This window comes from bacterium (genome assembly GCA_022616075.1).
GTDB lineage: Bacteria > Acidobacteriota > HRBIN11 > JAKEFK01 > JAKEFK01 > JAKEFK01.
In genome coordinates this window covers 26999-33978 of the sequence record JAKEFK010000149.1, presented here as the reverse complement: position 1 = coordinate 33978, position 6980 = coordinate 26999, and the positions used below count along the sequence as shown (strand labels likewise).

Here is a 6980-nt window from a genome sequence, read left to right as displayed (position 1 = left end):
ACGCAGAGACGCAGAGATGATAAATTATTCTTCGTTTTTCTCTGCGCCTCTGCGTTAAAGAGCTATGAAATATTCGGCGATAGTGCTTGACCATGTGAAGAACCCGCGGAACGTGGGTGAGCTTGAAGATGCAAACGCGCGCGCCCGCGTGCGCAGTTCTGCCGATGGAGACCTGCTGCAACTGCACATGAGAATAGAAGGGGGTGTGGTTGCAGAAGCGCGATTCAAGGTTTATGGATGCGGAGCCGCAATTGCAACAGGATCGATGTTGACTGAACTAGTGCTTGGAAAAACGGTCGAGGAACTGCGCAAAATCTCCAATGAACAGATGTCCGAGTTGATGGGGGAACTGCCGCCCGAAAAAATCCACTGTTCGGTTTTGGCCGAGCAGGCTGTTGTCGCCGCGCTCGAAGACTGGCGGAAGATTTCATAAATATATCTTATCATTCTGATATGCTTAATTAATTGTACCTATGTATGACAAATGCATACCCTTAACATATGGAGGAAATCATGGATATTGGAATTAACGAGCAGGACCGGAAGCAGATTGCGGAGGGATTGTCGCGGCTACTGGCCGATACTTACACGCTGTACTTGAAGACGCACAACTTTCATTGGAATGTTACGGGGCCTATGTTTCAAACACTGCATTTGATGTTTGAGCAGGAATACAACGAGCTGGCGCTCGCAGTAGATTTGATTGCGGAACGGATACGCGCGCTGGGTATTCCCGCGCTGGGTTCGTATGCGGCTTTTTCCAAACTGACATCGATTCGTGAAGAGGAAGGCGTGCCAAGCGCCGAACGGATGATTCAACAGCTTCTGGACGGTCAGGAAACAGTGATTCGAACCGCACGATCGCTCTTCCCGCTCGTCGAGGAAGTGAATGATCAGCCGACAGCCGACCTGCTGACCCAAAGAATGCAGGTCCACGAGAAGACGGCCTGGATGTTGCGGAGTTTGCTCTCGTAGGGGCGCCCCTTATAGTCGCCCTCAAAGGGCAGGCACGAGGCCTGCCCCTACCATGAACTACACATAGGCATGTGCCGTATTAAACTATAGACATGCATTTTTTCTTTGGGCTGCTGATCTTCCTTTATTTTGTGCTCCGTTCTTCGACCCGCTGGGGACACAGAAGAATGCGGCGGCACGATCTGTACAATGGAGCGGTCAAGGCATTTGAGGATCTCGTCGCTCAGTATGGCGGAAATGCTTATCAGGCCGGATGGCGAAAACTAATTTATGTAACTCAGGACAGGTCGGTAGAACTTCAGGTCAATTCTGATACCCGGCGACTGGTCGTGCGTTTGCGGAAATCATTTCCCATACGGTTTACTTTTTACAGATTGCCCCGCTTGATCTACGCATTCCTGGACGCTTTTTTGGAACCGAAAACGAAAGTGGCCGGGACGCATTACCTGATGGGGACGCGAGATTCTCAGATGTTGAGCGGGTTACGCGAGCGAGTCGGTTTTGTTGCGCTCATGCAAAAACTGAATCAAGCGGGATTTTCCGGTCAAATCGGACAGTACGGAATGAAGTTATGGAAGACGATTTCTCCGGAGGATCTGAACGATGTAAGGATGATGAATTTCATCCGCCTTGCGCAGGATCTTGTTCACCTTTGCGATCCGGAGCTAATCAACATTCCTGTGCAGCCGCTCATTTCCGAGAAACGTTGCGCGTATTGCAAAGAGGACCTTTCTGAGATCGATGCCGTGCAATATTGCCAGTTTTGCGGAACTCCTCACCATAAAGAATGCTTCGAGCTGAACGGCCGATGCACCGTCTTTGGCTGCGAACGCCCGATGCCTCAATACCAAAGTAACGCGGGCGTCCCGCCCGCGACGCAGGCCTGAGGCCCGCGCTACTTTGATTAGTGGCGAAAATGCCTTATCCCGGTGAACACCATCGCGAGGTTGTGCTGATTTGCTGCATCGATTACTTCCTGATCACGGATCGATCCACCGGGCTGTATGATGCATGTTGCTCCGGCAGCCGCAACTTCATCTACACCGTCGCGAAAAGGAAAGAACGCATCTGATCCGACGGCCGCTCCTTTTAAGGAAGAGTGCGCTTTGATCCGCGCGATTTTTGCAGAATCAACCCGGCTCATTTGTCCGGCTCCTACAGCCACAGTTTCCATTGCAGTTGTGAAGACAATCGCGTTGGATTTCACATACTGAGCGACAATCCACGCAAATTCCAGCGCTTTCCATTCTTCCTGTGTGGGCTCCCTTTTCGTAACCACTTTGCAGGAAGCTTTATCAAACGGAATGTCATCCCGGTCCTGAATTAAAGCGCCGCCTGTAATTTTTTTCAGATCTATGCGATCTGAAATCTTCCATTCCTCCGGCAGTTTCAGAAGCCGCATCGAGCTCTTCGTGGAAAAAATCTTCAACGCTTCCGGTGTAAACTCCTGTGCCACGATTCCTTCGATGAATGCTTCCGTAATGACTCTTGCAGTTGCTTCATCGACCGTTCCACGGATTCCTACAACACCGCCAAACGCGGCAACGGGATCGGCAGCGCGCGCCTTGCGATAAGCTTCGGCAACGGAATCATCAATCGAAACTCCGCACGGATTATTGTGTTTGATGATCACCGCGCAGGTGCGATTCAACGCGCAACAGAGCTGAAAGGCTGCGTCAAAATCCAGCAGATTGTTGAACGACAGTTCCTTCCCTTGCAGCTTTTCGGCTCTTGTAAGGGCCGCTCCCGCAATTGTCACATCCTGATACAAAGCCGCTTCCTGATGGGGATTTTCACCGTAACGAAGCGATGAAATCTGTTTTAGATTTACCGGGAAATAAGCAGGAAAATCGCTTTTGGGAAGCAAACGGCTGAAATAGTTTGCGATGGTTGCATCGTAATAGGAGGTGAATTGATAAGCTTTTTGCGCCAGTTGAACGCGCGTTTCGAGTGATACCATACCGCCATTTTTCTGCATTTCTTCGGCAACGCGGGGATAATCCTCCGGTTCGATTACTACTGTGACAAACGCATGATTTTTTGCAGCAGCTCGAATCAAAGAGGGACCTCCTATGTCGATCCACTCCACTGCGTCCGCAAGACCAAGATTTTCCGCGACTGCTTTTTTTTCGAATGGATAGAGATTCACCACAACCAGATCGATCGGCTCCAGGTGATGCTCTTGCATTTGCTTGATGTGTTTCGGTTCATTTCGTATGGCGAGTATTCCTCCAAAGATTCCCGGATGAAGGGTTTTTACGCGACCATCCAGGATTTCGGGAAAACTTGTCACGGAGGAAAGGGAAGTGACGGGAATTCCGCCCTCTTCTAGAAACCGGGCCGTTCCGCCCGTAGAAATGATTTCGACATCCAGCGATTTCAGGATTTCCGCGAACGTGAGAAGGCCGATCTTTTCTGAAACGCTGATCAACGCGCGCTTTATTTTCACTGGGAGCTCCGTTTTCGTTTGTACAATGGTGTATAAGTAATATCGCCGTGCGCTTCTTTCCATGCATGAAACCAGAGCTGCACTGTATTCGTAATGCAATGGGAATAGCTTAGGCTCGCAATTCCGAACGGCAGTGATCGCGGGTCGAACGTGTCGGAAGAGACGAGAGTGCCACGAGGGAAGTATGCCTCTCCCAGTCGTGGATATTTCGTTGACACGTGAAGCGCCAGTTGATGAACGTATTCCTTTACATTGCCTTCCGCCAGCAAGTAATGCTCATGACCATCAAAAATCCAGGGAAATTTTTCGATGTTCTTTTCCAAATAGATGGCAAAATCGACTCTGTATGCCGGTTCCCGCGAATCCGAATCCAGCAGGATCAAGGGATCGTTCAAATCACACGCATAGTGTGAGAGACGCCCAAGATCTTCGGCAATTTCGCGAAAAGGCACATGGGTGGCAATTTTTTGCGGGATGCTCTTTGTCAGCCCCTGAATACGATCAATCAGGAAACCGCTCCGGCTCCCCAGATCGTAACGGTGAAAATCCTCTTCTTGCTCATCCGGTTTTAAGGATCCGCGCAGGATCTCTTCTTTGTGTTGGCGCATGATTCGCTGAAAGCTCGCCGGCATCAGTTTCGTGGATTGAACCACCACAACCTGATATGTTCGCGACGTCCAGGATTCACCGACGACAGTAACAAGAAACAAACAAATAAAGCAAAATATGCAGTTCATATGACCTACCATTTTACCAAAGTAGCGCAGGCGTCTCGCCTGCGAATCTGCGCAGACGGGACGTCCGCGCTACTTTGTTTCTGAGGTAATATATCTGTTTATGCTTGATGCAGGTTTTGTGCGGGAGAACCGCGAGATAGTGGAACGCAAGCTGAAAAGCCGCGGACTGCAGGTAGATTTGACGGAATTCTTTGCCCTTGTTGAGCAGCGAAGGTCCAGCATGCGCGACGTAGAAGAGCTCAAGCACCGCAGCAACGTTGTCTCCAAGGAAATTGGGGAAGCAAAAAGCCGCGGCGAGGATATGGAAGCTCGCATGGAAGAGATGCGACAGGTAAAAGAGCGGATCCGACAACTCGACGAAGTGGTGCGAAGTGCAGAGACCCGGATGTCAGACTACCTGTTGAACATTCCGAATCTTCCCCATGATTCCGTTCCCGTGGGCGCCGGAGCTTCTGAAAATGTTGAAGTGAGGAACCACCAAGGTTCGGTCGAAGTTGATTTCAAAGCGGCAACTCATATCGATCTTGGAGTTAAACTTGGCATCCTGGATTTTGCAAGAGCCGCAAAAATTGCCGGCAGCCGTTTCGTGCTTTATCGCGGAGCAGGAGCAAAGCTGGAACGCGCGCTGATCAATTTCATGATCGATGTTCACACCTCGCGCGGTTACACGGAGGTGCTTCCTCCTTTCATTGCAAATGCGGACTCGCTCCGCGGAACAGGGAACTTGCCGAAGTTTGAAGAGGATTTATTCAAGCTACAGGACACGAACCAATATTTGATTCCCACTGCAGAAGTTCCCGTTACGAACATTCACCGTGACGAGGTCCTGAACGAATCGGATTTACCGATTCGCTATGTTGCGTACACACCCTGTTTTCGCCGAGAAGCAGGAACGTACGGACAGGAAACGCGCGGCCTGATTCGATTGCATCAATTTAACAAGGTGGAGATTCTTCACTTCTCAAAACCGGAGGAATCTTATCAGCAACATGAGCAACTAACGCAGGATGCGGAAGAAATTCTTAGACGGCTCGGCTTGAAATATCGCGTGATGCTTCTGTGCACCGGCGATTTGGGTTTTTCTTCGGCAAAGACATACGATCTGGAAGTCTGGATGCCGGGCCAAAATGCATTTGTTGAAATCTCATCCTGTTCCAACTTCGAAGATTTTCAGGCGCGTCGCGCGAACATTCGCTATAAACCTTCCGCCGGCAAAGGAACGCGTCTTGCGCATACTTTGAACGGATCCGGGTTAGCCATTGGCCGGACAGTCGCTGCGATTTTGGAAAATTATCAGCAGCCGGATGGAAGTGTAAAAATTCCAGAAGCGCTTGTCCCGTATATGAATCTCACGGCATTGCATTCTTAAAAGGAGACCTGTATGTCAACGTACTCAAATGAACTGATTGCATCGGTGAAAGCCAAGAATCCGAGTGAACCTGAATTTCATCAGGCCGTTGAAGAAGTCTTGGAATCTTTGGCGCTTGTGATCGAAAAGCATCCTGAGTACCGCTCTGCTAAAATTCTAGAAAGAATTATTGAACCGGAACGCGTGGTTATGTTTCGCGTGCCCTGGATGGATGATCAGGGAGAAATTCATATAAACCGCGGATTCCGCATTCAAATGAACAGCGCGATCGGACCGTACAAAGGTGGTTTGCGTTTCCATGCGTCGGTCAATCTTGGGATTCTGAAGTTCCTCGCGTTTGAACAGGTCTTCAAGAACAGTTTGACCACGCTGCCCATGGGTGGCGGCAAAGGTGGTTCCGATTTCGATCCAAAAGGAAAAAGCGATAATGAAGTGATGCGCTTTTGTCAGAGCTTTATGAATGAGTTGTATCGTCACATCGGTCCGGAGACGGATGTTCCTGCCGGTGATATTGGTGTCGGTGGCCGTGAGATCGGATTCCTTTTTGGTCAATACAAGAAGCTCACAAAAGAATTTACAGGAGTCTTGACGGGAAAAGGATTGAACTGGGGCGGTTCTTTGATCCGGCCGGAAGCAACAGGCTACGGGGCTGTTTTTTTTGCCGTGGAAATGCTGAAAACGAGAAGGCAGGCCATCGATAAGAAAATCTGTCTGGTTTCGGGAAGCGGAAACGTGGCGCAGTACACCGTACAAAAAATCAATCAACTGGGAGGCAAAGTCGTTACGCTTTCGGATTCGAGCGGTTATATCTACGATCCGGAGGGCATCCATGAGGAAAAATTGAATTTTGTTATGGATCTGAAGAATGTTCGGAGAGGGCGGATTCAGGAATATGCGGACAAGTACAGGGGAGCAGTGTATACGCCGGTGGATCAGAAAATGGAATTTAACCCCCTCTGGAATCATAAGGCCGATTGTGCGTTTCCCAGCGCAACGCAAAACGAAATCAACAGGAAAGATGCTGAGAACCTGCTTCAAAACGGAGTGTACGTCGTATCCGAAGGCGCCAACATGCCAACTACGCTGGAAGGCGTGAACGTTTTTCTCGATGCCCAAATTCTTTACGGACCCGGAAAAGCCGCAAACGCAGGAGGAGTTGCAACTTCAGGTCTGGAAATGACGCAAAACAGTATGCGGTTGCAATGGAGCAGCGAAGAAACCGAGATGCGGCTCTACAATATTATGAAGAATATTCACAAGACCTGTGTTGATATGGCGGAACGATTTGGGACCCCCGGTAACTATGTCAACGGCGCAAACATCGGCGGCTTTTTGAAAGTTGCCGACGCCATGATGGATCAAGGCCTCGTATAGCCAAAATTGTTATTTTTAACGCAGAGGCGCAGAGATGCAGAGCATTAGATTGTTTTCTCTGCGTCCCTGCGTCTCT

At 49.7% G+C, this 6980-nt stretch carries 7 protein-coding genes; 5 read left to right on the top strand and 2 right to left on the bottom strand.

What is annotated here, in order from left to right:
- The first annotated feature begins 94 nt into the window (after positions 1–94).
- The 3 genes from L0156_12150 (at position 95) to L0156_12140 (ending at position 1862) form a co-directional block, all read left to right on the top strand.
- Positions 95–433, top strand: coding sequence for an iron-sulfur cluster assembly scaffold protein (locus L0156_12150; GenBank protein MCI0603751.1), 339 nt, complete (start codon positions 95–97; stop codon positions 431–433).
- Between the two features lie 68 nt (positions 434–501).
- Positions 502–975 carry a DNA starvation/stationary phase protection protein gene (locus tag L0156_12145; protein ID MCI0603750.1) on the top strand — a complete coding sequence of 158 codons (474 nt, stop codon included), beginning with the start codon at positions 502–504 and terminating at the stop codon, positions 973–975.
- 92 nt (positions 976–1067) lie between these two features.
- On the top strand, positions 1068–1862 hold the full coding sequence (locus L0156_12140; GenBank protein ID MCI0603749.1) for a hypothetical protein: 795 nt from the start codon (positions 1068–1070) through the stop codon (positions 1860–1862).
- Positions 1863–1879: 17 nt separating this feature from the next.
- Here L0156_12140 and purH read toward each other — a convergent pair whose 3' ends face one another.
- Both purH and L0156_12130 read right to left on the bottom strand, forming a co-directional pair.
- Complete coding sequence (gene purH / locus L0156_12135) at positions 1880–3424, bottom strand: bifunctional phosphoribosylaminoimidazolecarboxamide formyltransferase/IMP cyclohydrolase (protein ID MCI0603748.1); 1545 nt, start codon at positions 3422–3424, stop codon at positions 1880–1882.
- A complete protein-coding gene (locus L0156_12130; GenBank protein MCI0603747.1) occupies positions 3421–4161 on the bottom strand; it encodes a hypothetical protein in 741 nt (246 codons plus the stop codon). The genes purH and L0156_12130 overlap by 4 nt, the downstream gene beginning before the upstream one ends.
- A gap of 100 nt (positions 4162–4261) precedes the next feature.
- On the opposite strand from L0156_12130, the gene serS reads away from it, so the two are divergent.
- Complete coding sequence (gene serS, locus L0156_12125) at positions 4262–5530, top strand: serine--tRNA ligase (GenBank protein MCI0603746.1); 1269 nt, start codon at positions 4262–4264, stop codon at positions 5528–5530.
- Positions 5531–5542: 12 nt separating this feature from the next.
- Positions 5543–6904, top strand: coding sequence for an NADP-specific glutamate dehydrogenase (gdhA, locus tag L0156_12120; protein MCI0603745.1), 1362 nt, complete (start codon positions 5543–5545; stop codon positions 6902–6904).
- Positions 6905–6980 lie beyond the last annotated feature (76 nt).

What these genes read in the sequence shown, in the direction of transcription:
- serS (MCI0603746.1), top strand. Translation starts at nt 4,262, where the DNA reads ATGCTTGATGCAGGTTTTGTGCGGGAGAACCGCGAGATAGTGGAACGC.
- L0156_12145 (MCI0603750.1), top strand. Translation starts at nt 502, where the DNA reads ATGGAGGAAATCATGGATATTGGAATTAACGAGCAGGACCGGAAGCAG.
- L0156_12130 (MCI0603747.1), bottom strand. Translation starts at nt 4,161, where the DNA reads ATGAACTGCATATTTTGCTTTATTTGTTTGTTTCTTGTTACTGTCGTC.
- gdhA (MCI0603745.1), top strand. Translation starts at nt 5,543, where the DNA reads ATGTCAACGTACTCAAATGAACTGATTGCATCGGTGAAAGCCAAGAAT.
- L0156_12140 (MCI0603749.1), top strand. Translation starts at nt 1,068, where the DNA reads ATGCATTTTTTCTTTGGGCTGCTGATCTTCCTTTATTTTGTGCTCCGT.